Consider the following 973-nt stretch of genomic DNA (forward strand, 5'->3'; position numbering starts at 1 on the left):
AGGAGAAATATCGGCCATGAAAGGGTTAATCGGGAGGTCAAATCCAATCGGTGGAAAGTGGACATTTTAAATCGGTGCTGACATCTGTCCGCTGCACAGTAAACCATTGAGAATTTACATGAACCAACAACAGATCAATCAGCTTGAAACTCAGCTTTGGGCCAGTGCCAATGAACTTCGGGCTAACTCCAAGCTGACGGCCGCAGAGTACAAGGACCCGGTGTTGGGTTTGATCCTGCTGCGTTACGCTCAGAACCGCTATGAGCAGGCAAAGAAAATTGTGGAAGCGTCCATTCCGGATAACCCAAGGGGGGGTGAAAAGCGAGCGTTGCGGAAAGAAGACTTCCAAGGCTCTGGCGCCATGATGCTGCCAGAAAAGGCACAGTATGATTATCTGGCCAACTTGCCGGAAGGTGAGGATATCTGCGGATCGGTCAACCAGGCCATGAAGCTGATCGAAGACGAATACCCGGAATTAGCAGGAGTTTTACCTCGCAACTATCAGGAGATGGACCCGAAACTGCTCACCGGGCTGATTCGTGTCTTTAACAAGGATGAGGTGAAAACTCTGCCAGGTGACGTCTTTGGCCGCATCTACGAATTCTTCCTGATGAAGTTTTCCATGACTGGTGCCGGTGCCCAGGAAGGGGGCGAGTTCTTTACCCCGCCCTCTCTGGTTGAACTGATTGTGAACCTGATTGAACCCGGCAAAGGCATTGTACATGACCCGGCCTGTGGTTCCGGTGGTATGTTCGTTCAGACCAGCCACTTTCTGGAAGACCATCAGGAGAAACTGGTCGGTAATAGCATCAACAAAACTGTTTCGGTTTACGGTACTGAGCTGAAAGCCAATAACGCCAAACTGGCCAAGATGAACTTGGCGATTCATGGTCTCCCCCTGTGCCAGCATAGTTGTCGCCTCTTCTGAAATTTCCAACTTAAACAGGGGGTGGTCAGTGAGTAATCAATGACC

Annotated in this window: 1 protein-coding gene; it reads left to right on the plus strand. The window is 50.4% G+C overall.

The window, feature by feature from the left end:
- The first annotated feature begins 118 nt into the window (after nt 1-118).
- Nucleotides 119-928, plus strand: coding sequence for a type I restriction-modification system subunit M (locus tag ABD892_RS10495; protein WP_345195574.1), 810 nt, complete (start codon nt 119-121; stop codon nt 926-928).
- Nucleotides 929-973 lie beyond the last annotated feature (45 nt).

This window comes from Kistimonas scapharcae (assembly GCF_039540975.1).
GTDB classification, from domain to species: Bacteria; Pseudomonadota; Gammaproteobacteria; order Pseudomonadales; family Endozoicomonadaceae; genus Kistimonas; species Kistimonas scapharcae.